Source organism: Streptococcus suis, from assembly GCF_002960445.1.
GTDB lineage: Bacteria > Bacillota > Bacilli > Lactobacillales > Streptococcaceae > Streptococcus > Streptococcus hyiners.
In genome coordinates this window covers 1-320 of the sequence record NZ_POJD01000054.1, presented here as the reverse complement: position 1 = coordinate 320, position 320 = coordinate 1, and the positions used below count along the sequence as shown (strand labels likewise).

General features: G+C 46.9%; 1 protein-coding gene. It reads left to right on the top strand.

Annotated features, from left to right (window positions below; translation table 11 throughout):
- A partial coding sequence (locus C1G53_RS00275) for a Glu/Leu/Phe/Val dehydrogenase dimerization domain-containing protein (RefSeq protein WP_330847450.1) occupies positions 1 to 320 on the top strand: 320 nt, incomplete at both ends.

Below are 320 nucleotides of genomic sequence, written 5' to 3'. Positions count from 1 at the left end.
TTCAAGTCAACCGTGGCTACCGTGTTCAGTTCAACTCAGCTGTAGGTCCTTATAAAGGCGGTCTTCGCTTCCACCCAACTGTAAACCAATCCATCTTGAAGTTCCTCGGTTTTGAGCAAATCTTCAAAAACGTCTTGACTGGTCTTCCAATCGGCGGTGGTAAAGGTGGTTCAGACTTTGATCCTAAAGGAAAAACTGATGCTGAAATCATGCGCTTCTGCCAAAGCTTCATGACTGAATTGCAAAAACACATCGGACCTTCACTTGACGTCCCTGCTGGTGACATCGGTGTCGGTGGTCGTGAGATCGGTTACATGTAC